This window comes from Streptomyces cyslabdanicus (assembly GCF_052663305.1).
On record NZ_JBQRUW010000010.1, the window covers coordinates 95,072 to 118,602 of the forward strand.

The 23,531-nt window shown below is 72.5% G+C and carries 22 protein-coding genes and 1 riboswitch; of the genes, 17 read left to right on the forward strand and 5 right to left on the reverse strand.

Features of this window, described 5'->3' with window-relative positions; translation table 11 throughout:
* The first annotated feature begins 98 nt into the window (after positions 1 to 98).
* The 10 genes from ACTYVM_RS08180 (at position 99) to ACTYVM_RS08225 (ending at position 9,679) form a co-directional block, all read left to right on the forward strand.
* Positions 99 to 1,445 (forward strand): ROK family transcriptional regulator, encoded by a 1,347-nt coding sequence (locus ACTYVM_RS08180; RefSeq protein WP_445525247.1) that lies wholly within the window; start codon positions 99 to 101, stop codon positions 1,443 to 1,445.
* 465 nt (positions 1,446 to 1,910) lie between these two features.
* A riboswitch (FMN riboswitch) is annotated at positions 1,911 to 2,041 on the forward strand.
* 153 nt (positions 2,042 to 2,194) lie between these two features.
* On the forward strand, positions 2,195 to 2,803 hold the full coding sequence (locus ACTYVM_RS08185) for a riboflavin synthase (RefSeq protein WP_445525248.1): 609 nt from the start codon (positions 2,195 to 2,197) through the stop codon (positions 2,801 to 2,803).
* Entirely contained in the window at positions 2,800 to 3,444 is a 645-nt protein-coding gene (locus ACTYVM_RS08190) for a nicotinamide mononucleotide transporter family protein (RefSeq protein WP_445525249.1), read from the forward strand. The genes ACTYVM_RS08185 and ACTYVM_RS08190 overlap by 4 nt, the downstream gene beginning before the upstream one ends.
* Positions 3,441 to 4,769, forward strand: coding sequence for a bifunctional 3,4-dihydroxy-2-butanone-4-phosphate synthase/GTP cyclohydrolase II (locus tag ACTYVM_RS08195; RefSeq protein ID WP_445525250.1), 1,329 nt, complete (start codon positions 3,441 to 3,443; stop codon positions 4,767 to 4,769). Before ACTYVM_RS08190 ends, ACTYVM_RS08195 begins: the two co-directional genes overlap by 4 nt.
* A 21-nt stretch (positions 4,770 to 4,790) precedes the next feature.
* Complete coding sequence (gene ribH / locus ACTYVM_RS08200; RefSeq protein ID WP_445525251.1) at positions 4,791 to 5,276, forward strand: 6,7-dimethyl-8-ribityllumazine synthase; 486 nt, start codon at positions 4,791 to 4,793, stop codon at positions 5,274 to 5,276.
* A 34-nt stretch (positions 5,277 to 5,310) separates the two neighbouring features.
* Positions 5,311 to 5,583: a phosphoribosyl-ATP diphosphatase gene (locus tag ACTYVM_RS08205; protein WP_031486114.1), complete on the forward strand. Its 273-nt coding sequence runs from the start codon at positions 5,311 to 5,313 to the stop codon at positions 5,581 to 5,583.
* 86 nt (positions 5,584 to 5,669) lie between these two features.
* Complete coding sequence (hisG, locus tag ACTYVM_RS08210) at positions 5,670 to 6,518, forward strand: ATP phosphoribosyltransferase (protein WP_400031468.1); 849 nt, start codon at positions 5,670 to 5,672, stop codon at positions 6,516 to 6,518.
* A gap of 21 nt (positions 6,519 to 6,539) precedes the next feature.
* Positions 6,540 to 7,007, forward strand: coding sequence for a PH domain-containing protein (locus ACTYVM_RS08215; protein ID WP_445525252.1), 468 nt, complete (start codon positions 6,540 to 6,542; stop codon positions 7,005 to 7,007).
* Positions 7,008 to 7,232: 225 nt separating this feature from the next.
* The gene (locus ACTYVM_RS08220) at positions 7,233 to 8,579 is read left to right on the forward strand and encodes a hemolysin family protein (protein WP_445525253.1); all 1,347 of its coding nucleotides are present in this window, start codon (positions 7,233 to 7,235) and stop codon (positions 8,577 to 8,579) included.
* Entirely contained in the window at positions 8,576 to 9,679 is a 1,104-nt protein-coding gene (locus ACTYVM_RS08225; protein WP_445525254.1) for a hemolysin family protein, read from the forward strand. The genes ACTYVM_RS08220 and ACTYVM_RS08225 overlap by 4 nt, the downstream gene beginning before the upstream one ends.
* Positions 9,680 to 9,717: 38 nt before the next feature.
* Here ACTYVM_RS08225 and ACTYVM_RS08230 read toward each other — a convergent pair whose 3' ends face one another.
* On the reverse strand, positions 9,718 to 11,583 hold the full coding sequence (locus ACTYVM_RS08230; protein ID WP_445525255.1) for an AAA family ATPase: 1,866 nt from the start codon (positions 11,581 to 11,583) through the stop codon (positions 9,718 to 9,720).
* A 432-nt stretch (positions 11,584 to 12,015) separates the two neighbouring features.
* A complete protein-coding gene (locus tag ACTYVM_RS08235) occupies positions 12,016 to 12,684 on the reverse strand; it encodes a uridine kinase family protein (protein ID WP_445525256.1) in 669 nt (222 codons plus the stop codon).
* A gap of 448 nt (positions 12,685 to 13,132) precedes the next feature.
* Here ACTYVM_RS08235 and ACTYVM_RS08240 point away from each other — a divergent pair, with 448 nt between their 5' ends.
* Together ACTYVM_RS08240 and ACTYVM_RS08245 are read left to right on the forward strand one after the other, a co-directional pair.
* A complete protein-coding gene (locus ACTYVM_RS08240; RefSeq protein ID WP_445525257.1) occupies positions 13,133 to 14,509 on the forward strand; it encodes a C39 family peptidase in 1,377 nt (458 codons plus the stop codon).
* Between the two features lie 119 nt (positions 14,510 to 14,628).
* The gene (locus tag ACTYVM_RS08245; protein WP_445525258.1) at positions 14,629 to 15,327 is read left to right on the forward strand and encodes a TetR/AcrR family transcriptional regulator; all 699 of its coding nucleotides are present in this window, start codon (positions 14,629 to 14,631) and stop codon (positions 15,325 to 15,327) included.
* 84 nt (positions 15,328 to 15,411) lie between these two features.
* Here the strand turns inward: ACTYVM_RS08245 and ACTYVM_RS08250 are convergent, their stop codons facing one another.
* Positions 15,412 to 16,644: a glycoside hydrolase family 18 protein gene (locus tag ACTYVM_RS08250; RefSeq protein ID WP_445525259.1), complete on the reverse strand. Its 1,233-nt coding sequence runs from the start codon at positions 16,642 to 16,644 to the stop codon at positions 15,412 to 15,414.
* A 322-nt stretch (positions 16,645 to 16,966) separates the two neighbouring features.
* Between ACTYVM_RS08250 and ACTYVM_RS08255 the strand changes: the two genes are divergently transcribed.
* Positions 16,967 to 18,139, forward strand: a complete 1,173-nt coding sequence (locus ACTYVM_RS08255; protein WP_445525260.1) for an acyl-CoA dehydrogenase family protein — start codon at positions 16,967 to 16,969, stop codon at positions 18,137 to 18,139.
* Here the strand turns inward: ACTYVM_RS08255 and ACTYVM_RS08260 are convergent.
* Both ACTYVM_RS08260 and ACTYVM_RS08265 read right to left on the reverse strand, forming a co-directional pair.
* Positions 18,102 to 18,353 carry a hypothetical protein gene (locus ACTYVM_RS08260; protein WP_445525261.1) on the reverse strand — a complete coding sequence of 84 codons (252 nt, stop codon included), beginning with the start codon at positions 18,351 to 18,353 and terminating at the stop codon, positions 18,102 to 18,104. The genes ACTYVM_RS08255 and ACTYVM_RS08260 overlap by 38 nt on opposite strands.
* Before the next feature lie 176 nt (positions 18,354 to 18,529).
* A complete protein-coding gene (locus tag ACTYVM_RS08265) occupies positions 18,530 to 18,976 on the reverse strand; it encodes a hypothetical protein (RefSeq protein WP_445525262.1) in 447 nt (148 codons plus the stop codon).
* Positions 18,977 to 19,210: 234 nt separating this feature from the next.
* Between ACTYVM_RS08265 and ACTYVM_RS08270 the strand changes: the two genes are divergently transcribed.
* The 4 genes from ACTYVM_RS08270 (at position 19,211) to fxsA (ending at position 23,409) form a co-directional block, all read left to right on the forward strand.
* The gene (locus ACTYVM_RS08270) at positions 19,211 to 19,651 is read left to right on the forward strand and encodes an Lrp/AsnC family transcriptional regulator (RefSeq protein WP_400031446.1); all 441 of its coding nucleotides are present in this window, start codon (positions 19,211 to 19,213) and stop codon (positions 19,649 to 19,651) included.
* 136 nt (positions 19,652 to 19,787) lie between these two features.
* Positions 19,788 to 21,392 carry an amidohydrolase gene (locus ACTYVM_RS08275; RefSeq protein WP_445525263.1) on the forward strand — a complete coding sequence of 535 codons (1,605 nt, stop codon included), beginning with the start codon at positions 19,788 to 19,790 and terminating at the stop codon, positions 21,390 to 21,392.
* A 546-nt stretch (positions 21,393 to 21,938) separates the two neighbouring features.
* Positions 21,939 to 22,739, forward strand: a complete 801-nt coding sequence (locus tag ACTYVM_RS08280; protein WP_445525264.1) for a polyprenol monophosphomannose synthase — start codon at positions 21,939 to 21,941, stop codon at positions 22,737 to 22,739.
* Between the two features lie 112 nt (positions 22,740 to 22,851).
* Entirely contained in the window at positions 22,852 to 23,409 is a 558-nt protein-coding gene (gene fxsA / locus ACTYVM_RS08285) for an FxsA family membrane protein (protein WP_445525265.1), read from the forward strand.
* Positions 23,410 to 23,531: the final 122 nt, after the last annotated feature.

Genomic DNA, 23,531 nt, shown 5'->3' on the forward strand with positions numbered 1-23,531 from the left:
TCGCGCCGTCGCGCCGACGTAAACTATCAGGGAACCTGCCTGATAGATAGCGTCCCGCACGGACGGCAGCAGCCCGCAGATCTGGGAGGATTCCCGGCATGCCCGCATCCCCGAGCACCGCCCGGGTCATCAACGACCGGCTCGCCCTGCGGCTGCTCCAGCAGCAAGGACCGCTGACAGCAGGGCAGTTGAAGCAGCTCACCGGTCTGTCCCGGCCCACCGTCGCCGACCTCGTCGACCGGCTGACGGCCTCCGGCCTGATCACCGTGGTCGGTGAGTCCGGCGAGCAGCGGCGCGGGCCGAACGCGCGGCTGTACGGCATCGTCGCCGACCGCGCCCACCTGGCCGCGCTCGACGTCCGCACCGAGAGTGTGTCCGTGATCGTCGCCGACCTGCTGGGCCGGGAACTGGCCGCGCAGTCCGTGCCGATCGGCGGGGACGCCGGCACCGGGCCGGCGCTTGAGCAGGCGGTCGCCCTGGTGGAGCGGGTGGTCAAGGAGGCGGGGGCGGAGCGGTTGCACACGGTCGGCATCGGCGCGCCGGGCCTGATCGACCCGGGCACCGGCGAGCTCCGGGACTCCACGGGGCTGCCCGAATGGCACCGCCGGCTGGTGGCCGTGTTGCAGGAGCGGCTGCCGCGGGCGCGGGTCACCGTCGAGAACGAGACCAACCTCGCGGCCCTGGCCGAACAGCGGGACGGGGCCGCCCGGGACCGGGACACGTTCGTCCTGCTGTGGCTCGGCCACGGCGCCGGCGCGGCCGTCGTCCTGGACGGAACCCTGCGCCGCGGCGCCTCCGGGGGCACCGGCGAGATCGGCTTCCTGCCCGTCCCGGGCACCGCGGGCCTCCCCTCGGCCACGGACTGCGCGGACGGCTTCCACTCCCTGGCCGGTGCGACGGCGGTGGCGGAACTGGCGGAACAGCACGGGCTGTTGGCAGAGAGCACCGGCTCGGAGGGGACCGACCTGGAGGGAGCAGATGCCGAGCCGGTCGCCGCGCGACTGGTACGGGCGGCGGCACGAGCGACCACGGGGGTGACCGCCTCCGCGGCGGGTTCCGCCTCGGACGGTGGGACCTTGGCGGGTGCCTCCCCGGCAGGTGTCGGCGAAGGCGTCCGGGTGGGGGAGGGCGCTCCGGGCGGTGTGCTCGTCGAGGACGTCGCCGTGGCCTCACGCTTCCTCGATGCCCTGGCCGACCGCGTCGCCCTCGGAGTCGCCTCGGTGGTGGCCGTGCTCGATCCGGGGTGCGTGGTCCTCGGGGGTGAGATCGGGCACGCCGGGGGTGAGGCGCTCGCGGCGCGCGTGGCGGAGCGCGTCGCACGGATGTCCCCGCTCCGCACCGAGGTGAGGGCGAGCGCGCTTGGCGGCCGGGCGGTGCTGCGCGGCGCGCTCGCGACGGCCCGCGACCGCGCCCAGGACGACTTGTTCACCCCGCCGGAGCGCTGACGCCTCCGACGTGTTCACCCCGCCGGAGCGCTGACGCCTCCGACGTGTCCACCCCGCCGGAGCGCTGACGCCTCCGACGTGTCCACCCCGCCGGAGCGCTGACGCCTCCGACTTGTCCACCCCGCCGGAGCGCTCAGGCCTCCGCCGCCGCCCGCGGCCGGCAGGCGCCTCACGCCTCCCGGATGTCGTACCAAATCCACAGCTCCAGGCCGGTGTTCAGCCCGGTCCGGCGGAACACGCCTGTTCCCCGTACCTGTTGACCTGCCTGGTCTAGTCCTCTTAGTGTCTGACTTCCGTGCAGACCGGTCCGGCGGCGGTGACGACGGCCCTTGCCCGCCGCCGGACCTCCACGCCCGCGCACGGCACGGCGGTCGGCACGGCGCACGGCGCGTTCTGTGAGCCACCCCACACGCTTCGTCCGCGGCCATGCCGATCGGGCGTGGCACACTGTCTCTGTACCAGTAGCAGCGCACTCCGGGGTCGGTGAAAGTCCGAACCGGCGGTTATAGTCCGCGACCCGGTCGCTTCCAGCGGCCGGTTGACCAGGTGGAATTCCTGGACCGACGGTTAAAGTCCGGATGGGAGGCAGTGCGCGGCGAGCGAGCACACCTGTGTGCGCCGCCGTATCCGGGCTCGTCCTTCGCGGGCGGGTCCCGTCCGGCGTCGTCCGCCGAGTGTTCTCGTTCGCTGATTCTGCCCGTGTCGGCAGCCCCGGAGTCCGTGCCCGAAGAGGCAGGAGGACCCGGGAAGTGTTCACCGGAATCGTCGAAGAGCTGGGCGAGATCACCGCCGTGGAGGACCTCGGCGACGCCGCCCGCTTCCGGCTCCGCGGCCCCGTCGTGACCGAAGGCGCACGGCACGGCGACTCGATCGCCGTGAACGGTGTCTGTCTCACCGTGGTCGAGCACGAGGGCGACGAGTTCACCGCCGACGTCATGGCGGAGACCCTCAAGCGCTCCAGCCTCGGTGTCCTCACCACCGGCTCCCGTGTCAACCTCGAACGCCCCACCGCCGTGGGCGCCCGCCTCGGCGGCCACATCGTGCAGGGACACGTCGACGGCACCGGCACGATCCTGGACCGCACCCCCTCCGAGCACTGGGAGATCGTGAAGATCTCGCTGCCGCCGGACCTCGCGCGCTACGTCGTCGAGAAGGGTTCCATCACCGTCGACGGCATCAGCCTCACCGTCGTCGAGGCCGGGGACGAGCACTTCACCGTCAGCCTGATCCCCACCACCCTGGCGCTGACCACCCTCGGTCTGAAGCAGGCCGGCGACCCGGTCAACCTCGAGGTGGACGTCGTCGCCAAGTACGTCGAGCGGCTGCTCGGCGACCGCACTTCGGGGGCCGGACGGTGAACTGGCTCAATTCCGAGGCGTTCAGCCTCCTCGGCCAGCACATCAAGTGGTCGGACATGACGGGCAACGTCATCGGCCTGCTCGGCCTCGCGTTCGGCTGGCGGCGCTCCATCTGGAGCTGGCCCGTCCAGTTCCTGTCCGGCCTGATCCTGTTCGCCGCGTTCGCCACCGCCCACCTCTCGGGCAGCGCCGGCAAGCAGATCGTCGTCATGGTCGTCGCCGTCTACGGGTGGTGGCAGTGGAACCGCGGCAGGGGCCGGGCGGCGGACGGCCACATCGCCGTACGGTTCGCCACCTGGCGCGAGCGTGCCGTGCTGCTCGGCGCCGCCGCGGTCGGCACGGTCGCCGTCGCCGGAGTGTTCCACGCCTACCCGTCGCTGTCCTGGGACCCCTGGCCCGACGCCTACATCTTCGTCGGCACCGTCGTCGCCATGTACGCGCAGGCGCGCGGCATGGTCGAGTTCTGGTTCGCCTGGCTGCTCGTCGACGTCGTCGGCGTACCGCTCAACTTCGCCAACGGCTTCGCCTTCTCCGGCTTCGTCTACATCGTCTACGGCGCACTGGTCCTGTGGGGCATGCGCGACTGGTGGCTGCGCACCCGCACGGACGCGCGGCCGGTCCTGGAAGGAGCGCCCGCATGACAGCGGCAACCGTCCTCTACGGCACCGACCCCGTGGAGGACTTCACCCTCGACCCCGTCGAGCAGGCCGTCGCCGACATCGCGGCCGGCCGCCCGGTCGTGGTCGTCGACGACGAGGACCGCGAGAACGAGGGCGACCTCGTCATCGCCGCCGAGAAGGCGACCCCCGAGATCGTCGCCTTCATGATGAGCGAGTGCCGCGGCCTGATCTGTGCCCCCATGGAGGGCGAGGAGCTGGACCGGCTGAAGCTCCCGCAGATGGTCGAGGAGAACACCGAGTCGATGAAGACCGCCTTCACGGTCTCCGTCGACGCCGGCGCCGCCCACGGTGTCACCACCGGCATCTCCGCCGCCGACCGCGCCACCACCCTCCAACTGCTGGCGGGCGGTACCGCGGAGCCCACCGACCTCGTCCGCCCCGGCCACGTCTTCCCGCTGCGCGCCCGACCCGGCGGCGTGCTCGTCCGCCCCGGCCACACCGAGGCTGCCATCGACCTCGCCCGGCTCGCGGGGCTGCGCCCGGCCGGCGCGATCGTCGAGATCGCCGGTGAGGACGGCCGGATGCTCCGACTGCCCGAACTGGTCGTCTTCGCCCGCAAGCACGGTCTGACGATCATCTCCATTGAGGACCTGATCGCGCACCGGCGCGCCCCCGGGCTCCCGGCCTCGCCCGAGCAGGAGGCACTGCCGCCCCAGCCCGCGGTCCTCCGCGAGGCCGAGGTCCGCCTGCCCACCGCGCACGGCACCTTCACGGCGTACGGCTACCGCTCCACCGCAGACGGCGTCGAGCACGTGGCTCTGGTGCACGGCGAGATCGGCGACGGCGAGGACGTCCTGGTCCGCGTCCACTCCGAGTGCCTCACCGGGGACGTCTTCGGCTCCCAGCGCTGCGACTGCGGCCCCCAGCTGGACACCTCCCTGGAGCGCATCCAGAAGGAGGGCAGGGGAGTGGTGGTCTACCTGCGCGGCCACGAGGGACGCGGCATCGGCCTGATGTCCAAGCTGCGCGCCTACGAACTCCAGGAGCGCGGCCGGGACACCCTCGACGCCAACCTCGAACTCGGACTGCCCGCCGACGCCCGCGACTACGGCGCCGGCGCGCGGATCCTCCAGGACCTCGGGGTCGGGAGCGTGCGCCTGCTGACCAACAACCCCGACAAGACCGACGCCCTGGTCCGCCACGGACTGAGGGTCACCGGACGGGAGCCGATGCCCGTCCAGGCCGGTGAACACAACCTCCGGTACCTGCGCACCAAGCGGGACCGGATGGGGCACGACCTGCCCTGGCTGGACACCACCGCGGTGTCCACCTGCGGCAACCAGTAAGCGAAAGACGCGAGGAGACACGTGAGCGGCAAGGGTGCACCGGAACTGTCCGTCCGGAACGTCGGGGACCTCAGGGTCGCCGTCGTCGCGGCGCAGTGGCACGAGAAGGTGATGGACGGACTGGTGGACGGGGCCCTGCGCGCCCTGCACGAGCTGGGGATCGACGAGCCGACCCTGCTCCGGGTCCCGGGCAGCTTCGAGCTCCCGGTGGTGGCGAAGGTCCTGGCCGGCCGCGGCTACGACGCGGTCGTCGCCCTCGGCGTCGTCATCCGGGGCGGCACCCCCCACTTCGAATATGTGTGCCAAGGCGTCGCCAACGGCCTGACCCAGGTGTCGGTCGAGACCGGCGTCCCGGTCGGCTTCGGCGTGCTCACCTGCGACACCGAGGAGCAGGCCCTGGACCGGGCGGGCCTGGAGGGATCCAGCGAGGACAAGGGCCACGAGGCGGTCACCGCCGCGGTCGCGACCGCGGCCACCCTGCGCTCGGTGTCCGAACCCTGGCGGTGAGCAGTCGCCCGGACCGCGTAGGGTTGGCACCACCATGTCCAAGAAGACGTTCGAGGAGCTCTTCACCGAGCTCCAGCACAAGGCCGCAAACGGCGACCCCGCCACGTCCCGCACCGCCGAGCTGGTCGGCAAGGGCGTCCATGCCATCGGCAAGAAGGTCGTCGAGGAGGCCGCCGAGGTCTGGATGGCCGCCGAGTACGAGGGCAAGGAAGCGGCCGCCGAGGAGATCTCGCAGCTGCTGTACCACGTTCAGGTGATGATGGTCGCCCGCGGCATCTCCCTGGACGACGTCTACGCCCACCTCTGAGCACTCCGAGCACCCTGAGCACCAGCAACCACACACCGTCGTACGAGGCGAACAGTCGTACGAGACGAACGAAGGAAGCCGACCTCATGCTGCGCATCGCCGTCCCCAACAAGGGTTCCCTCTCCGGCCCTGCGGCGGACATGCTGCATGAGGCTGGCTACCAGCAACGCCGGGAGTCCAAGGAGCTGCGGATCGTCGACCCGGTCAACGAGGTCGAGTTCTTCTACCTCCGCCCCCGCGACATCGCGATCTACGTCTCCACCGGCCGCCTGGACATCGGCATCACCGGCCGCGACCTGCTCATCGACTCCGGGGCGGGCGCCGAGGAGATCCTTCCGCTCGGCTTCGCCCGCTCCACCTTCCACTACGCGGCCAAGCCCGGCACGGTGGGCGGCGTCGAGGACCTGAACGGCAAGACGGTCGCCACGTCCTACGAGGGCATCGTCAGCAAGCACCTCGCCGACAGCGGCATCGACGCGTCCGTCGTCCACCTGGACGGCGCCGTCGAGACCGCCATCGAACTCGGTGTCGCCGAGGCCATCGCCGACGTCGTCGAGACCGGCACCTCCCTGCGCAACGCGGGCCTGGCGGTCGTCGGCGAGTCGATCATGAAGTCCGAGGCGATCGTCGTCCGCCGCACCGGCGCCGACGTCGAGGAGCCCAAGGTGCAGCAGTTCCTGCGCCGCCTCCAGGGCGTCCTGGTGGCCCGGACGTACGTGATGATGGACTACGACTGCCGGGTCGAGCAGCTGGAGAGGGCCGTCGCCCTCACCCCGGGCCTGGAGTCCCCGACCGTCTCCCCGCTGCACAACGAGGGCTGGGTCGCCGTGCGCGCCATGGTCCCCGCCAAGGAGGCGCAGCGCATCATGGACGATCTCTACGAGCTCGGCGCCCGCGCCATCCTCACCACGGCCATCCACGCCTGCCGCCTCTGAGGGACGAGGAGGCACACAGAGATGTCCGATCTGCCCGCACTTCCCGTCACCTTCCGTCCGGGCCGCACCCGGGCCGTCCTGCTCACCGCCGGAGCGGCCATATTCGTGGTGATCACCACAGTGGGGCTGCTGCTTGAGCAGCTCAGCCCCGGCGAACGGGTGAGCTTCGCCTTCACCGGCGCGCTTCTGGCCGGGGTCCTCGTCCTGCTCGCCCGGCCCAAGGTGGTCGCCGACGACTCGGGTGTCACCGTCGTGAACATCACAGGCCGGCGCCGTCTGGCATGGGCGGAGATAATCCAGGTCAACCTGCGCCCGGGTGATCCGTGGGTGTTCCTGAACCTCAGCGACGGCACCAGCCTGGCCGCCCTCGGCATACAGCCGGGCATAGCGAAACAGCAGGCCATCGCCGATGCGCGCGCCCTGCGCGCGCTCGTCGAGGCCCGTTCGGTCCCGGGTTCCGAGCGGTCCCCGGACGAACCTCAGGGCTGACTCGGGGACGTCCACCCTGCCGCATCGGCCGGTGTCTTGATTAATCTGGTTACGGACGCGTTTTCGCTGCGCCTCCGCCCCTGGGTTCCACGACCGGTGCCAGGGGCTCCTGCTACCCGAGGAGTGACTCCCTCCGGCGATGGACGGATCGTCCTGCAGTACCTGCGCCGCCCCCTGCCGACATAGCGCGGACCTGGTCCGCGTGAACGCGGAGGCGGCGGCATCATGACCACCCCCTTGCTGCTCCTCGGAGCGGCGTTCCTGCTCATTCTCGCCAACGGCTTCTTCGTCGCGGCCGAGTTCGGCCTGGTCACGGTCGAGCGCCCGGACGCCGAGAAGGCCGCAGAGGAGGGCGACAGACGGGCCCTGAGGGTCGTCGCGTCCCTCAGGGAGCTGTCCTTCCAGCTCTCCGGCACCCAGCTCGGCATCACCATCACGTCGCTGGTCGTCGGCATGCTCGCCGAACCGGCGCTGGCCGGGCTGCTGCGCGGCCCGTTCGCGGCCGTCGGCGTCCCGGGCGGTGCCGTGTCCGGCGTCGCCGTCGTCGTCGGCATGCTGCTGGCCTCGGCGGTCCAGATGGTGATCGGCGAACTCGTGCCCAAGAACTGGGCGGTCTCCCGGCCGCTCCAGGTGGCGCGCTTCGTGGCCGGCCCGCAGCACCTCTTCTCGCGCCTGTTCCACCCGGTGATCGCCACGCTGAACACGGTCGCCAACCGGCTGGTGCGGGCCCTGGGCGTCGAACCCACGGAGGAGCTGGCCTCCGCCCGCACCCCCGGCGAGCTGGTCTCGCTGGCCCGCCACTCGGCCCTGGCCGGCGCCCTCGAACAGGACACCGCGGACCTCTTCGTGCGCACCCTGTCCCTGGGCGACCTGACCGCACAGCACGTCATGACCCCTCGGGTGAAGGTCAGCGCGCTCCAGTCCTCGGCGACCGCCGAGGACGTGGTCAACCTCACCCGCGCCACCGGCCTGTCCCGCTTCCCCGTCTACCACGAGAAGATCGACGAGGTCGTCGGCATGGTCCACCTCAAGGACGCCCTCGCGGTGCCGTCCGACGAGTGGCTGCGCACCCCGGTGGGCCGTATCGCCCGCCCGGCGCTGCTGGTCCCCGAGACCCTGCCGGTGAAGCCGCTGCTCACCCAGCTGCGCAACGAGCAGCCGATCGCGGTCGTCGTCGACGAGTACGGCGGCACCGCGGGCGTCGTCACCCTGGAGGACATCGTCGAGGAACTCGTCGGCGAGGTCCGCGACGAGCACGACGCCAGGGACGTGCCGGAACTCGCGCCGGCCCCGCCCGAGGGCGGCAGCCCCGCCTGGGACGTCGACGGCGGCTGCCGTGTCGACCTGCTCCGGCGGATCGGCCTGGACGCGCCCGAGGGCCCGTACGAGACTGTCGCCGGACTGGTCGCCGACCTGCTCGGCCGTATCCCGGCCCCCGGCGACCGCGCCGAGCTGCCGGGCTGGCGGCTGGCGGTGCGCCAGGTCGGCCACTACCGCGCGGAGCGGGTGCGGCTGGTCCGTACCGCCGGTGCGGCTCAGACGGTCCCGGCCGTGGCGGAGGCCGCCCGATGAGCGTGATCCAACTGCTCTTCGCCGCGCTGCTGGTGCTCGCCAACGGCTTCTTCGTCGGCGCCGAGTTCGCCCTCGTCTCCGTCCGCCGCAGCCAGATCGAACCGCTCGGCACGGCCCGGGCCCGCCAGGTGCTGCACGGCCTCGAGCGGCTGCCGCAGATGATGGCCGCCGCCCAGTTCGGCATCACCGTCTGCTCGCTGACCCTGGGCGCCGTCGCCGAACCGACGGTGGCCCGCCTGCTGGAGCCGGTGTTCGCCTGGCTCCGCATGCCCAGCGGCGTGGTCCACCCGCTCGGCTACGTCATCGCGCTCGCCGCCGTGATCTTCTTCCACCTCGTCATCGGCGAGATGGTGCCGAAGAACCTCGCGATGGCCGCGCCGGAGAAGGCCGCGCTGTGGCTCGGCCCCGGTCTGGTCGCCTTCGCCCGGCTGTGCCGGCCGATCACGGTGGCACTCGGCGCCTGCGCCAAGGCGGTGCTGCGGCTCTTCCGCGTCGAGCCCAAGGACGAGGTCGAGGCCGCCTTCACCAGCGTGCAGCTGGGCCGCCTCGTGGAGGACTCCCGCCAGGCGGGGCTCCTCGACCCCGAGGAGCAGGAGCGTCTGGAGGACGCCCTGGAGCTGGGCTCGCGCCCGGTGACCGACGTCCTGCTCCCGCGTGAGACGCTGGTCACGGTCGGTCCCTCGGTCACCTCGGCCGAGATCGTCGCGCTCACCGCCCGCACCGGGTACTCCCGCTTCCCGGTCGCCGCCGGCAACGGTGCCTTCCTGGGCTATGTGCACGTCAAGGACGTGCTCGACGTGGAGGACACCGAGCAGGCCGTACCGCAGCGGACCTGGCGCCCGATGACGACCCTGCGGGCCGAGCTGCCGCTGGACGACGCCCTGACCGTCATGCGCCGGGCGGCGACCCACCTGGCCCAGGTGGCGGACGCCTCCGGCACGGTGCTGGGCCTGGTGGCCCTGGAGGACGTGCTGGAACTGCTCGTGGGCGAGGTGCGCGACCCCGCGCACCGCACGGCCACCGCGGCCACGGAGGTACGGCTGACCGAGCCGCGGGCGAGCGGGGAGCCGGAGGAGGCGCTGGCCACTCAGGTCCCGTAGGCACGCGGACGAGGGGACCCGGGGGCCCCGAGGATCCGTCACAGGGCCGACGGATCCTCGGGCCCCCGCCCCGACAGCACCTCCCCGTACGCCTGCATCAGGTCCGGCAGCCGCAGGGTCGACAGGTCGTCCCTGGACGGCGTTCCCGGGTACAGGGACAACCGCAGGTCCCGGTAGGCGCAGCTCTTCTCGTACAGGGTCCGCAGGAACCGCCCGTTGCCGAGCTCGTCGAGCCAGCCCTGGTCGACCACGTGCCCGGCGATCGAGCGCAGCTCGTCCCGGGCCTCGTCGTCCCACAGGTCGCCGTTCTCCGCGGCGAGCACCTTGCCGATCTCGGTGAGTTCCGCGGGCCGGTACGACGGGAAGTCCACCCGGGTGGTGAAGCGGGACGACAGCCCGGGGTTGGCGGCGAGCAGGCGGTCCATGCCCTCGGGATAGCCGGCCAGGATCACCACCAGGTGGTCGCGGTTGTCCTCGGCCCGCTTGAGCAGCACCTGAAGGGCCTCGTCGCCGTACGCGTCGCCCTTGCCGTAGCCCGAGTTGGACAGGGAGTAGGCCTCGTCGACGAAGAGCACGCCGCCGATCGCGGAGTCGATGAGTTCGTTGGCCTTGACGGCGGTCTGCCCCAGGTACTCGCCGACCAGGTCGGCCCGCTGCGCCTCCACCAGGTGGTCGCCGCCGAGCAGGCCGAGCGCGTAGAAGACACGGCCGAGGATACGGGCGACGGTGGTCTTGCCGGTGCCCGAGGGGCCGGAGAAGACGAAGTGACGTTTGGGCGGCTGTACGGGCAGCCCCTGCCCGGCCCGCAGCCGCGCCATGTTCAACTGTGCGGACAGCGCCTTGACCTGCCGTTTCACCGGTTCGAGGCCCACCATGCGCTCGAGCTGGGCGAGCGCCTCCTCCAGGAGCGCGGGGTCGGTGGGCCCGGTGGGCAGCGGCACCTCGGCGGCCGGCGCGCGCCGACGCACCGCCGGTTCGGTCACCGGTGGCAGCGAACCGGTCGCCGGCAGGTCGGTCCCGGACAGCCTCAGGTCCCGGCCCTCGGTGCCGAACAGCGGGTCCAGCAGATCCGGCCCGTCCATGATGTCCTGCCCGAGACCGGTGAGGGTGATCGAGGCGAGGTCGGCCGCGTCCTCGTACCCGTCGCTCTCGGAGATCGCCGTGAGCCGCGCCGAGGTGTCCATGAAGGCCGGATCGACCCGGTGCACCGCCCGGTACAGGGGGAGCGCCGCGGCGCTGCGGCCGGTGCCCTCGTGGGCCCGTGCCAGCCAGTACCTGAGCTCCTTGCGCTGCGGCTGCTCGGTGCGGCAGCGCATCAGCGCGGCGGACAGCATCGGCTCGGCCTGCCCGTACATCTCCAGGCGCACCCGGGCCATGCCGCCGAACAGTCCGGCCTCGATGCCGAGCAGCGGATCGTCGACCAGCGGGTCGGTGTGCCGGACGAGTTGCTCCCAGTCCTTGATGAGGTAGGCGCGGCAGGCGTGCAGAAAGCGGACCTGGGGGTCGGCGTCCACCGGCGGCAGCCCGGCCAGCGCGCGGTCCAGCTCGGGGACGTGGCGGCCGTCCAGCCAGTGCGAGGTGTGCGCGAGCAGCAGGTCGCGCGGGCTCTCCAGCACGGGTTGCACCCACCAGCCCAGCCAGTACCAGGAGTTGAGTGTGCGGTGGTGCCGGGCGCGCTGTTCGCCGAAGCGGTCGCGGTGCCGGAACATCCTGAGCAGCGCGGTCGTCGTGTCGACGCGCAGCGCGTGCAGGCCGAGCCAGCCGTCGGCCATCGAGGGGTCCAGCCGGACCGCGGCCCGGAACTCGTCCTCCGCCTGTGGATAGGCGCCCATGGTGTAGGCGTCCACGCCTCGCAGCCATGCGAGGTCGGCCGGGGCCTTCGGGCCCTGCGTGCCGAAGTCCATCACGTCCCCCACAAACCGTGCCCCCGAAGGTTCGCCGCCAGGCATCCACCCGACGGCTTCCTGTGGTCGAACCGCTGTACCGCGGACCGGAGTTGCAGGTGCGCGAAGCAGCCGTTCGAAGGTCGCACCGAGGGCATCGTACCTGCGGGGCCGCCGCCCGCCGAAGAGTGCCGCACAGGCCGTTCGGCGAGGTGGCGGCGGACGGGACGCCTTCGGTTTGGTGACCGAGTGTGAGCGAATGGCGTCGCGCAGCGTCCGGAAAAACGCGATGAGGGCAGAACGAAGCCCCCGATCACGGGGGAACAATCGGGGGCTTCGTGACTGCGGGCGGTACGCGACGACCGCTCATTGAGAACGTAAGACCTGTACGGCCCCCGGGTCAAGCGGAGTTGAGGGACTTGGGGAAGTTGCCCGGCAAGGGCCTTCACAAGTTCAGCACATTGCCGACGGCCCGTCACCGTGCGTGACGAACTGGTCCGGTCCAACATTCCCGGCGGGCCCTGGCAGCACCTCGTACCCCTCGGGCAACTGCCGTACCAGAAGATCGGCGAAGGGCCGCGAGGGATCCTCGGCGAAGTGTCGCCGCTCGGCCTCGACCCACCCGGACCAGAACTCCCGCTGCTCCTCCCCGTCCCGCGCCCGGCCTCGCGCCCAGGCTTCCTCGCGTGGCAGGTCCATCCACAGCAGGTGCGCCAGATGCGGACGCAGTACCCGCCGTCCGGCGCCCACGCCCTCGACGAGGACCACGGGTGCCGGAGGCAGCGCCCGCGCGGCCCCGAACCGTCGCGCCCGCCAGTCGTAGGGGGCGTAGCGCGCCGCCGCTCCCCGTCCGAGCGGCTCGACGACCTCGCTCAGCAGCCGCCCCTCCCAGCCGAACAGCTCCTCATGGCTCGCGACGTCGTCCAGACGCAGCACGGGCGCGCCCCCCAGCGCCACGGCCAGCTTCCCCGTGAACGTGGACTTCCCGGACCCGGCGTGCCCGTCGACGCCTACCAGCCGCACGGTCCCGCAGGACGGCGGCGCATCACGGAGGAAGGCGGCGAGGGCGCGGATGACGGTTCCCGGAGGGCGTAGAGGGCGAGGCACGTTTCCCACGCTCATTCTAGTGACCACCCGCCCACGGCCTGCCCTCCGCCCTCTCACCTCCCGCGCCTGCGGCCGGCGGCCCGCCTCCCGCGCCTGCGGCCCGCCTCCCGCGCCTGCGGCCTGTCTCCTGGGCCTGCGGCCTGTCGCCCGCCGCCCGCCGCCTGCTGCCTGTGGCCTGTCGCCCGCTGCTTGCGGCCTGAGGCCCGCCTCTCGCCGCCCGCCTCCCGCGCCCGCTGGTTGCGGCCTGCCCTCTCGTCGTCCGCCTCCCGCCGCCCGCCGGGCCTCCGCGGTGGGCCGCAGGGGCCCAGCAGGCCGGGGACTCGGTGCAGGTCATGCCAGTGGTGGAGACCAATATTGGTGGGCGCGGCATGTGTCGAAGTGCTGGCAGGAGGCGGGCGGCGCGGCCATAGTGGGCGCAGCCACGGACCCGCCCCGACGTCGGACACCTGGGGGTCACCCACCCATGAGCAGAGCCGAACAGCCGTCCCGCAGATCCGTCCTGGCCGTCGCCGTCGCCGCGGCGGCGATGGCGGGTGGTGCGGCACCGATGGCCACCGCGGCCACGGCCGCCCCAGCCACCCGCGCCAAGGACGCCAAAGCCGCCCCGGCCCGCCCGGTCGACTACCGCGCCTGGACCACGATCACCGACTGGCGCACGGGCACGGCCCGCGGCACCCGCGCCGTCGCGGGCGCCCGGCCAGGCCTCGAGATCGCGCAGCCCGCGGGCATCACCGACTACACCGACCCGCACACCGGCACGACCGCGACCTGGGAGTACGCCACCTGGACCAGCCCGGTGCACCGGTTGTCCGTACCGGCCACGGAGGCGGTCGCCTCCTGGAACGCGCACACCCCGTCCGGCACCTGGATCCAGGTCGAACTGCGGGGTACGTACTCCGACGGCTCGGACACCCCCTGGTACGTGCTGGGCCGCTGGGCGGCCGGCGACCAGGACATCAGACGAACCTCCGTCGACGGCCAGAGCGACGGTCGCAGCACGATCTGGACGGACACCTTCTCCGTGGACGACGCGGCCTCCGGGCTGCGCCTCGTCTCGTACCGATTGCGGCTCACCCTCCACCGCAAGCCCGGCACCGGGCTCACCCCCACCGTCTGGCGGGTCGGCGCCATGGGCTCCGACATCCCGGACCGCTTCACCGTCCCGGCCTCCACGCCCGGCCTGGCCAAGGAGTTGGCCGTCCCGCGCTACTCGCAGTCGATCCACCACGGCCAGTACCCCGAGTACGACAACGGCGGGGAGGCCTGGTGCAGCCCCACCTCCTCCCAGATGATCATCGAGTACTGGGGCGGCCGGCTCACCCCCGAGCAACTGTCCTGGGTCGACCCGTCCTACGACGACCCGCAGGTCTGCAACGCGGCCCGGTACACGTACGACTACCAGTACGAGGGTTGCGGCAACTGGCCGTTCAACGCCGCCTACGCGGCCACCTTCAACGGGCTGCAGGGTGTGATCACCCGGCTCACCTCGCTCACCGACCTGGAGACGCTGATCGCTGCCGGAATCCCGGCCATAACGTCCCAGTCCTTCCTCGACACCGAGCTGACCGGCGCCGGTTACGGCACCAACGGCCACCTGATGACCGTCATCGGCTTCACCGCCGACGGCGACGTGATCGCGAACGACCCCGCCTCGCCGAGCGACCCGGCGGTACGGCGCGTGTACCGGCGCCGGGAGTTCGAGAACATCTGGCTCAGGACCAAGCGCTACAACGCCTCCGGCAACGTCGCCTCCGGTTCCGGCGGCATCTGCTACCTGTACTTCCCGGCCCACGTCACGGGCCACCAGCGCAAGGCGCTCGCCGCCGTGGGCGTGAGCTGACCGGGGCCCCGCGCGTACGAAGGCCCCGGGCGACCGGGGCCTTCCCGGCGACCTGCCGGCGCGCGGGGCCGGCCTGCCATACTGCGGTGGTCGACCGCCAGTTGGAGGCCAGATTCGCATTGAACAGCAGTCAACCGCGTGAGTCCGTCCGCCCCCAGCCCCTCGGCTCCGTTCGAGCCGAAAGGCCCCACGACCGGGTGCGCGGCACCGAGCGCTCCGAGGGCCGTCGCGCCGAACTCCTCGCCATCGGACGGAGGTTGTTCGCCGACACGTCCTACGACGCCCTCTCGATGGACGACATCGCCCGGCAGGCCCATGTGGCCAAGGGGCTGATCTACTACTACTTCCGGTCCAAACGCGGCTACTACCTGGCGATCGTCGAGGATTCCGTCGCCGACCTGGTCACCTCCGCGGCGGGCGGCCTGGAGCGGCCCGCCGTGGACCGGCTGCACCGCACCATCGACGGCTACCTCCGTTACGCCGAGCACAACCAGGCGGCGTACCGCACCATCGTCAGCGGCGGCGTCGGCTTCGACGCCGAGGTGCACGCCATCCGGGACGGGGTGCGCGAGGCCATCGTCGCGACCATCGCGGAGGGCGCCTACGGCCGTACCGCCATCGCCCCGGTGGCCCGTACGGGCTTGCTCGCCTGGGTGTGCGGTGTCGAGGGCGCCACCCTCGACTGGATCGGCCGGCCCGAGCTCTCCCGGGACGCGCTGCGCGAGTTGCTGGTGAAGACCCTCGGCGGCACGCTGCGGGCCATCGAGGAGGTCGACCCGACCCACCCGGCCCCCGCACCCGCCCGCCGCGACGACTGAACGGCAAGGGGCGAGGAGGCGGGGTGGAGGGGACTCGCCCCGCCCCGGGGGACTCGCCCCCGCCCCGCCTCCTCGGCCGCGGCGCTACTCGACCGCGTCGATCAGCTCACCGCTCGCCGTGTCCCCGCTCAGCTCCCAGAGGAACGTCCCGCCCAGGCCCTGGTCGTTCTTGTACGCCATCTTCGTCGCGATGGTCGCCGGAGTGTCGTAACTCCACCATGCGCCGCCGCACTTGGCGTACGCCGTGCCGCCCACCGTGCCGGTCGCCGGGCACTTGTCCCTGAGCACCTTGTAGTCGTCGATGCCCTGCTCGTACGTGCCCACCGCCGGTCCGGTCGCCGTGCCGCCGGGCTCGGACTGGGTGACGCCGGTCCAGCCGCGGCCGTAGAAGCCGATGCCGAGCAGCAGTTTCGAGGCCGGGATCCCGAGGTCCTCGAGCTTGGCGATGGTCGCCGAGGTGGTGTACTCCTCCTTCGGGATGCCGGAGTAGGAGGTCAGCGGCGAGTGCGGCGCCGTCGGGCCGGCCGCGTCCCAGGCGCCGAAGTAGTCGTAGGTCATGGGGTTGTACCAGTCGACGTCGGCCGCGGCGCCCGCGTAGTCGGCCGCGTCGATCTTGCCGCCGCTGCTCGCGTCCGCCGGGATCGCCGCGGTGACCAGCGAACCGTCGCCGAACTTGGCGCGCAGCGCCGCGATCAGGTCCTTGAAGGCCTCGCGGCCGCTGGTGTCGCAGGTGTTGCCGCAGGCGTTGGGGTACTCCCAGTCGATGTCGATGCCGTCGAAGACGCCCGCCCACTGCGGGTTGTTGACCAGGTCGTAGCAGGACTGGGCGAAGGCCTCCGGGTTCTTCGCGGCCTCGCCGAAGCCGCCTGACCAGGTCCAGCCGCCGAACGACCACAGCACCTTCAGCTCCGGGTGCTGCTTCTTCAGCTTCAGCAACTGGTTGAAGTTGCCGCGCAGCGGCTGGTCCCAGGTGTCGGCGACCCCGTCCACCGACTCGTCGGCGGTGTAGGCGCGGTCGGTCGCGGCGTAGGAGTCGCCCATGGCGCACGTGCCGCCGGTGACGTTGCCGAAGGCGTAGTTGATGTGGGTGAGCTTCGCCGCGGAGCCGGAGGTCTCGATGTTCTTGACGTGGTAGTTGCGGTCGTAGACGCCCCATTCGGTGAAGTAGCCGACCACCTTGGAGCCCGCGGCGGCCGTCTGGGCGGCGGACCGGGTGGGGGTGGCGGTGGCCGTGCCGGCGCCGGCGAGCAGTCCGGCGCCGAGCGCGACGGTGCAGGCGGCGGACAGCAGCGCCCGGAGGCGGTGGGAGGTGTGCATCGGGTGTCTCCTCGTGGGGGAGAGGGGATCGGGCCGATTGGCATGAACGCGGTAAGCGCGTGGTCCGGGGAACCCTAGGAGGACTAGACCAGTGCGTCAATGGTTCGGACCATTTTCAGGCCCGCGGGATTTCTTGAAGTAAGCGGTCGTTAACCGGTGACGAGATGCCCCGGATCGGGCATACTCACAGCGCACAGCCGCTGGTCAGCAGGACCGTGACCCGGGATCGCCGAACCGGCTGGGCCCGAGGAAGACCCCGGCGGAGCCGCCCCACCCAAGGCCCGCATCCGTTGTTGTGCCCGAAAGGGAGGAGAGCGTCGCCATGCCCGACCGCGCCCCGCAGCAGGTGGACCGGCAACTGCCCACGGAGGAGGCCCGGGACCTGATCTCGCTCGTCCGCGACATCGCGCAGCACGAGATCGCCCCGAAGGCGGCCGAGGAGGAGGACGCGGGACGCTTCCCGCGCGAGGTCTTCACCCTGCTCTCCCGCTCGGGCCTGCTCGGCCTGCCCTATGACTCCCGGTTCGGCGGCGGTGACCAGCCCTACGAGGTCTACCTCCAGGTCCTGGAGGAGCTGTCCGCGGCCCGTCTCACCGTCGGCCTCGGCCTGAGCGTGCACACCCTCGCCTCCTACGGGCTCGCCGCCTACGGCACCACCAAGCAGCAGGTCGAGCACCTGCCCGCGATGCTGGGCGGCGGCCTGCTCGGCGGCTACGCCCTCTCCGAGCCGGCCTCGGGCTCCGACGCCGCCTCGCTCAGCACCAAGGCGGTCCGGGACGGCGACGGCTGGGTGCTCACCGGAACCAAGTCGTGGATCACGCACGGCGGGGTCGCCGACTTCTACACGGTGATGGCCCGCACCGGTGAGCAGGGCCCGCGCGGCATCACCGCCTTCCTCGTGCCGGGCGACGCCGAGGGCCTGAGTGCCGCGGCCCCGGAGAAGAAGATGGGCCTCAAGGGCTCGCCCACCGCGCAGCTCCACCTCGACGGCGTGCGGGTCGGCGACGACCGGCGCCTGGGCGAGGAGGGGCAGGGCTTCGCCATCGCCCTGTCCGCGCTCGACTCGGGCCGGCTGGGCATCGCGGCCTGCGCCATCGGCCTCGCCCAGGCCGCACTCGACGAGGCGGTCGGCTACGCCGCCGGCCGGCAGCAGTTCGGACGGCCGATCTCCGACTTCCAGGGCCTGCGCTTCATGCTCGCCGACATGGCGACGCAGATCGAGGCGGGCCGCGCGCTGTACCTGGCGGCGGCGCGGCTGCGGGACGCGGGCCTGCCGTTCGCGCGGCAGGCGGCCATGGCCAAGCTGTTCTGCACGGACACGGCCATGAAGGTGACCACGGACGCCGTCCAGGTGCTCGGCGGCTACGGCTACACCACGGACTTCCCGACCGAGCGCTACATGCGCGAGGCCAAGGTCCTGCAGATCGTCGAGGGCACCAACCAGATCCAGCGGATGGTCATCGCCCGTCACGTCGCGGGTCCCGAGACCCGCTGAGCTGCGCAAGGCCGTTCGGCGGCGCCGCCAGCCTGACCCACTCCGGGTCGTGACGTCCCGGCAGGGTGCGGCCCCGGTCGGCCCAGGCGCGCATCAGGTCGCGGTAGATCGGCGGGTCCGGTGACTGCGGGGACGCGGGCGGAACCGATGCCGCGGGCGGTGGCGGCACGAAGATGCGCCGCCGTCGTCCGGCTGCCGGGCGCGTGATGGTCATACCCGGCCAACGCGGCGTCCGGCGGGCAGGTCACCGCCCGGTGGAATCGAGTGTGAGTTCACCGGCGTCCGGAGCGGTGGTCTGTGAACAACCGGGTGCGCCGTCCGGGCGGCGCGGCGGCCTGCGGGCCCCGGCCGTGGCGCACGCGCGGATGCGGACGCCCGGCGTCGCGCCGCTCAGGCGGCGTACCGGCGCACCTGCGGAACACGCATCGGGCGGGAGCCGGGGCCGCCGACGTGCGAGAAGGGCTGCATGCGCCAGTCGAGGCCCTGCGGGAGCGTCAGCAGCAGCGCGGTGTCCTGCTCCTGGGGGCCGAAGGACTCGTCCGCGGGCCGGGCCTCGGACGCCCAGCGTCCCGTACCGGCGCAGACCGTGAGCCCGAACGGGTTCCACGGCGAGGCGCACAGCGCGTGCTCCGGCAGTACCTCCTCGTCCGCCAGCAGGGCGATGGGCTGCGTGCACTCCGGGCAGACCACCCGGTACATCTCGAAGGTGTCGTAGGCGTCGGCTTCCGCGCCGTCCGCGTCGTCGTCGACCTCGGAGTCCAGCCACTCCGGCTGGAGTTCGACGACCGTCTGCCGCCGCCTGGGCACAGAACGGCCAGGGCGCTTGACACTCTGCATGGGATTCTCCCCCTAAGGCTGGGCCGTGAAGGCACTGCGGCCTCGACCACAGCAAGCACTTCCCGTCCGCTCTCGCCGGTAATCACGGGGACATCACGGAGAGGCTCCGAGGTGTGTGGTGTTGGTCACACGCGGCGTGCGGGTGTCCGCCGTGGTGGGTTTGTCCGCCGGTGCGGCACGCCCCGGACCGCTCGGCTGTCCCGGGAGATCGGGCGCACTGTAGGTTCTTGCGCCATGGAGGAGCTGGACCGACAGATCGTGCAGCTGCTCGTCGAGGACGGGCGGATGAGCTACACCGACCTGGGCAAGGCCACCGGCCTGTCCACGTCGGCCGTGCACCAGCGGGTGCGCCGGCTGGAGCAGCGCGGTGTCATCCGCGGCTACGCCGCTGTCGTCGACGCCGAGGCCGTGGGGCTGCCCATGACGGCCTTCATCTCGGTCAAACCCTTCGATCCCAGCGCCCCCGACGACATCGCCGACCGCCTGGCCGGAGTCCCCGAGATCGAGGCCTGCCACAGCGTCGCCGGCGACGAGAACTACATCCTCAAGGTCCGCGTCTCCACCCCGCACGAGCTGGAGGAACTGCTGGCCCGCGTACGCACGTTGGCAGGCGTCTCGACCCGCACGACGGTGGTCCTCTCCACCCCGTACGAATCCCGCCCGCCCCGCATCTGACCCCACCCCGCCCGGCGTGGCAGGCGCCCGTCTCGGGACACCGGGCGGGTTCGCCGGGACGCCCGCGGCGGAGCCCCGGAGCGTGCCGGGGCGACCTGCGTGCCGGAGGGTTCGCAGGAGGCGGGAGACTAGGGGCATGAGTGAGCGTGCTGTCGAGGTCAGGACCGTTCTTCTGCGCAGGGGCGAGGTCCACAGTCCCGCCGACCCGTTCGCGACCGCCATGGTCGTGGAGGCGGGCCAGGTGGCCTGGGTCGGCTCCGAGGGGGCGGCCGACGCCTTCGCCGACGGAGTCGACGAGGTGGTCGACCTGGACGGCGCCCTAGTCACCCCGGCGTTCACCGACGCCCATGTGCACACCACCGCCACCGGTCTCGCGCTCACCGGTCTCGACCTGTCCGACGCGCCCGACCTGGAGGCGGCGCTCGCGCTGGTCAGGGACTTCGCCGCCGCCCGCCCGGACGACCGCGTCCTGCTCGGCCACGGATGGGACGCGGCCCGCTGGCCCGGCGGACGCCCCCCGACGCGCGCCGAGCTCGACGAGGCCACCGGCGGCCGGCCGCTCTACCTCAGCCGCATCGACGTCCACTCCGCGGTCGTCACCACCGCGCTGCTCGACCTCGTGCCGGAGATCCACGGGCCCGTGGACGGCCCGCTGACCTCCGATGCCCACCACGCCGTGCGGGCCGCCGCGTTCGCCGCGGTCACCCCCGCCCAGCGCGCCGGGGCGCAGCGCGCCGCGCTCGCCCGTGCCGCCTCCCTGGGCATCGGATCGGTGCACGAGTGCGGCGGCCCGCGCATCTCCTCCGAGGAGGACTTCACGGGCCTGCTGCGGCTCGCCGCCGAGGAACCCGGCCCCCGGGTCGTCGGCTACTGGGCGGAGGAGGACGTCGACAAGGCGCGCCGGCTGGGCGCCCACGGCGCCGCCGGCGATCTCTTCGTGGACGGCTCCATCGGCTCGCACACCGCCTGCCTGCACGCGCCGTACACCGACGTGGCCCACACCGGCACCGCCTACCTGGACGCGGCCGCCGTCGCCGCCCACGTCGCCGCCTGCACCGAGGCGGGCCTCCAGGCGGGCTTCCACGCCATCGGCGACGCTGCCGTGACCGCGGTCGTCGAGGGGGTGCGCGCCGCCGCCGAGAAGGTCGGGCCGGCCCGTGTCCGCGCCGCCAGGCACCGCGTCGAGCACGCCGAGATGCTCACGCCGGAGACCGTCGCGGCCTTCGCCGAGCTCGGTCTCACCGCGTCCGTACAGCCCGCCTTCGACGCCCTGTGGGGCGGCGAGGAGGGCATGTACGCCCAGCGCCTGGGCACCGAGCGGGCCCGGACGCTGAACCCCTTCGCGGCCCTGCTGCGGGCCGGCGTCCCCCTCGCCTTCGGGTCCGACAGCCCCGTCACACCGCTGGACCCGTGGGGCACGGTCCGGGCGGCGGCCTTCCACCGCACCCCCGAGCACCGCGTGTCCGTACGCGCCGCGTTCACCGCGCACACCCGCGGCGGCTGGCGGGCGGTCGGACGGGACGACGCGGGCGTCCTGGTGCCCGGCGCCCCCGCGGACTACGCCGTCTGGCGCACCGGCGAACTCCTCGTCCAGGCCCCCGACGACCGCGTCGCGCGCTGGTCGACCGACCCGCGCTCCGGCACCCCCGGACTGCCCGACCTCACCCCGGGGCGTGACCTGCCCGTCTGCCTGCGGACCGTGGTGGGCGGACGGACGGTGTTCGTACGGCCGGGCGAGTGATCTCCCGCGGGCGCGCGGTGCCACCCCACGCCCGTCGCTCGGTCGCGCGACCTGCGCATCCTCCGCGCCGACCGGGCGGGCACGGACGTTTGTACAGGTCAAGGCGCTGGTTGACAGGCGACGGCAGCGGGCCGGTAGGTTCTGCCGGGTCCACCACCGGACGCCCGGCCGGGGAACTTCCGTACCCGCGTCGCGGCGCCGCTGGGTCAGGGACGGTGTGCCGCACCGGGTCACCGTCGCTGGGAGCCAGGCTCAGCGCCCGTGTCCGCGGGGGAACGTTCCGGACGGTCGGCAAGGTGTGACCCGGGTGGGGCCCGGGCGCTCAGTAGACAACGGCTTTGGGTCGATCCGCAGCCAGCGGGTCCCAGGTCGGCCCGAAGGGCGCCGGGCCCCCATCCGCCGTACCGGCGGATCCATGGCACGATCGAAGCGAGCGCTCTTACCCCGCTCTTGCCGAATCGACACCCCCGTGCGCCTGCGATGTCACGTCCTCGCAGGCGGGGGCCACTATGGTGGTCCCCTGCGCACGGACATGAAGGGGCAGTAGTGAACGACGGCGACGGCACCCCCGCGGCCGGCTCCCGGGACAGACGACCCGGCCCGCTCGGCACGGCCTTGGTGATCATTCCGACCTACAACGAGGCGGAGAACATCAAGACGATCGTGAGCCGGGTGCGCACGGCCGTCCCCGAGGCGCACGTCCTCGTGGCCGACGACAACAGCCCCGACGGCACGGGCAAGATCGCCGACGAACTGGCGGCCGAGGACGGGCACGTGCACGTGCTGCACCGCAAGGGCAAGGAGGGTCTCGGCGCCGCCTACCTCGCGGGCTTCCGCTGGGGCCTGGAGCGCGACTACGGCGTACTGATCGAGATGGACGCCGACGGCTCCCACCAGCCCGAGGAACTGCCCCGGCTGCTGACCGCCCTCAAGGGCGCCGACCTGGTCCTCGGCTCCCGCTGGGTGCCCGGCGGACGCGTGGTGAACTGGCCGAAGTCCCGCGAGTTCATCTCCCGTGGCGGCAGTACCTACTCGCGTCTCGCCCTGGACCTGCCCCTGCGGGACATCACCGGCGGCTACCGCGCCTTCCGCCGGGAGACGCTGGAGGGCCTGGGTCTGGACGAGGTCGCCTCGCAGGGCTACTGCTTCCAGGTCGACCTCGCCCGCCGCGCCGTGAAGGCCGGCTACCACGTCGTCGAGGTCCCCATCACCTTCGTCGAGCGCGAGCACGGCGACTCCAAGATGAGCCGCGACATCCTCGTCGAGGCGCTGTGGCGGGTCACCGCGTGGGGCGTGGGGGAGCGGGTGACCAAGATCACCCGCCGGGGCGGCAAGCCCCAGGGCTAGGGCCTGTTGTGTGCGGCGAGAGCGCGTGCACGGCGTCGCGGGGCAGGCGGGACTTTCACAACAGGTCCTCACCCTTATCCGGGATTGAGCGGTCGCCAGGCACACTGGGAGCATGACGACTGGCGCTCCGACCTCTTCGTACTCCGCCCGACCCCGGCGCTCCCGGCCCCGCCGGTACCTGCCGCTGGGCCTGGCGGTGTGGATCGTGCTGGAGATCTGGCTGCTGACGGCGGTCGCGCGAGCGGCGGGCGGGTTCACGGTCTTCCTGCTGTTGGTCGCCGGCCTCGTCCTCGGCGCGGTGGTGATCAAGCGGGCGGGCCGCCGCGCCTTCCAGAACCTCAACGAGGCGCTCCAGCAGGGCGGCGCCCCCTCCTCGCGCCGCGGTGGCAACGGCCTGATGATGCTGGGCGGCCTGCTGCTGATGATCCCCGGCCTGGTCTCCGACGCGGTGGGCCTGCTTCTGCTGGTCCCGCCGGTCCAGCAGGCTGTGAGCCGCTACGCCGGGCGGACCGTCGACCGCAGGCTGCGCGACGCCAACCCCGGCACGCTCGGCGACGCCTTCCAGCAGGCCCGCATGCACCGCCCCGACGGCAAGGTGGTCCAGGGCGAGGTGATCAGGGACGAGCCGGCGGACGCCCCGGGCGAGCAGCACCCGCCGCTGACCCGGTGACACCGGCGCACGCGCGCCGCCGAAGAGCGGACGTCGCGCGGCACTGAGAGCAGACATGGCAGCGGGGGGAAGTAACGTACCGTCCGTATCCCCTCCCCCCCGCCGATCCCACAGGCTCCTTT

Excerpts from the sequence above, each read along its gene's own strand:
- ACTYVM_RS08235 (WP_445525256.1), bottom strand. The coding sequence starts at position 12,684 with ATGAGCGTGGGAAACGTGCCTCGCCCTCTACGCCCTCCGGGAACCGTC.
- ACTYVM_RS08270 (WP_400031446.1), top strand. The coding sequence starts at position 19,211 with ATGGAGGAGCTGGACCGACAGATCGTGCAGCTGCTCGTCGAGGACGGG.
- ACTYVM_RS08260 (WP_445525261.1), bottom strand. The coding sequence starts at position 18,353 with ATGACCATCACGCGCCCGGCAGCCGGACGACGGCGGCGCATCTTCGTG.
- ACTYVM_RS08250 (WP_445525259.1), bottom strand. The coding sequence starts at position 16,644 with ATGCACACCTCCCACCGCCTCCGGGCGCTGCTGTCCGCCGCCTGCACC.
- ACTYVM_RS08225 (WP_445525254.1), top strand. The coding sequence starts at position 8,576 with ATGAGCGTGATCCAACTGCTCTTCGCCGCGCTGCTGGTGCTCGCCAAC.
- ACTYVM_RS08230 (WP_445525255.1), bottom strand. The coding sequence starts at position 11,583 with ATGGACTTCGGCACGCAGGGCCCGAAGGCCCCGGCCGACCTCGCATGG.
- ACTYVM_RS08240 (WP_445525257.1), top strand. The coding sequence starts at position 13,133 with ATGAGCAGAGCCGAACAGCCGTCCCGCAGATCCGTCCTGGCCGTCGCC.
- ACTYVM_RS08180 (WP_445525247.1), top strand. The coding sequence starts at position 99 with ATGCCCGCATCCCCGAGCACCGCCCGGGTCATCAACGACCGGCTCGCC.
- ACTYVM_RS08265 (WP_445525262.1), bottom strand. The coding sequence starts at position 18,976 with ATGCAGAGTGTCAAGCGCCCTGGCCGTTCTGTGCCCAGGCGGCGGCAG.
- ACTYVM_RS08275 (WP_445525263.1), top strand. The coding sequence starts at position 19,788 with ATGAGTGAGCGTGCTGTCGAGGTCAGGACCGTTCTTCTGCGCAGGGGC.
- ACTYVM_RS08205 (WP_031486114.1), top strand. The coding sequence starts at position 5,311 with ATGTCCAAGAAGACGTTCGAGGAGCTCTTCACCGAGCTCCAGCACAAG.
- hisG (WP_400031468.1), top strand. The coding sequence starts at position 5,670 with ATGCTGCGCATCGCCGTCCCCAACAAGGGTTCCCTCTCCGGCCCTGCG.
- ACTYVM_RS08220 (WP_445525253.1), top strand. The coding sequence starts at position 7,233 with ATGACCACCCCCTTGCTGCTCCTCGGAGCGGCGTTCCTGCTCATTCTC.
- ACTYVM_RS08215 (WP_445525252.1), top strand. The coding sequence starts at position 6,540 with ATGTCCGATCTGCCCGCACTTCCCGTCACCTTCCGTCCGGGCCGCACC.
- ACTYVM_RS08255 (WP_445525260.1), top strand. The coding sequence starts at position 16,967 with ATGCCCGACCGCGCCCCGCAGCAGGTGGACCGGCAACTGCCCACGGAG.
- ACTYVM_RS08195 (WP_445525250.1), top strand. The coding sequence starts at position 3,441 with ATGACAGCGGCAACCGTCCTCTACGGCACCGACCCCGTGGAGGACTTC.
- fxsA (WP_445525265.1), top strand. The coding sequence starts at position 22,852 with ATGACGACTGGCGCTCCGACCTCTTCGTACTCCGCCCGACCCCGGCGC.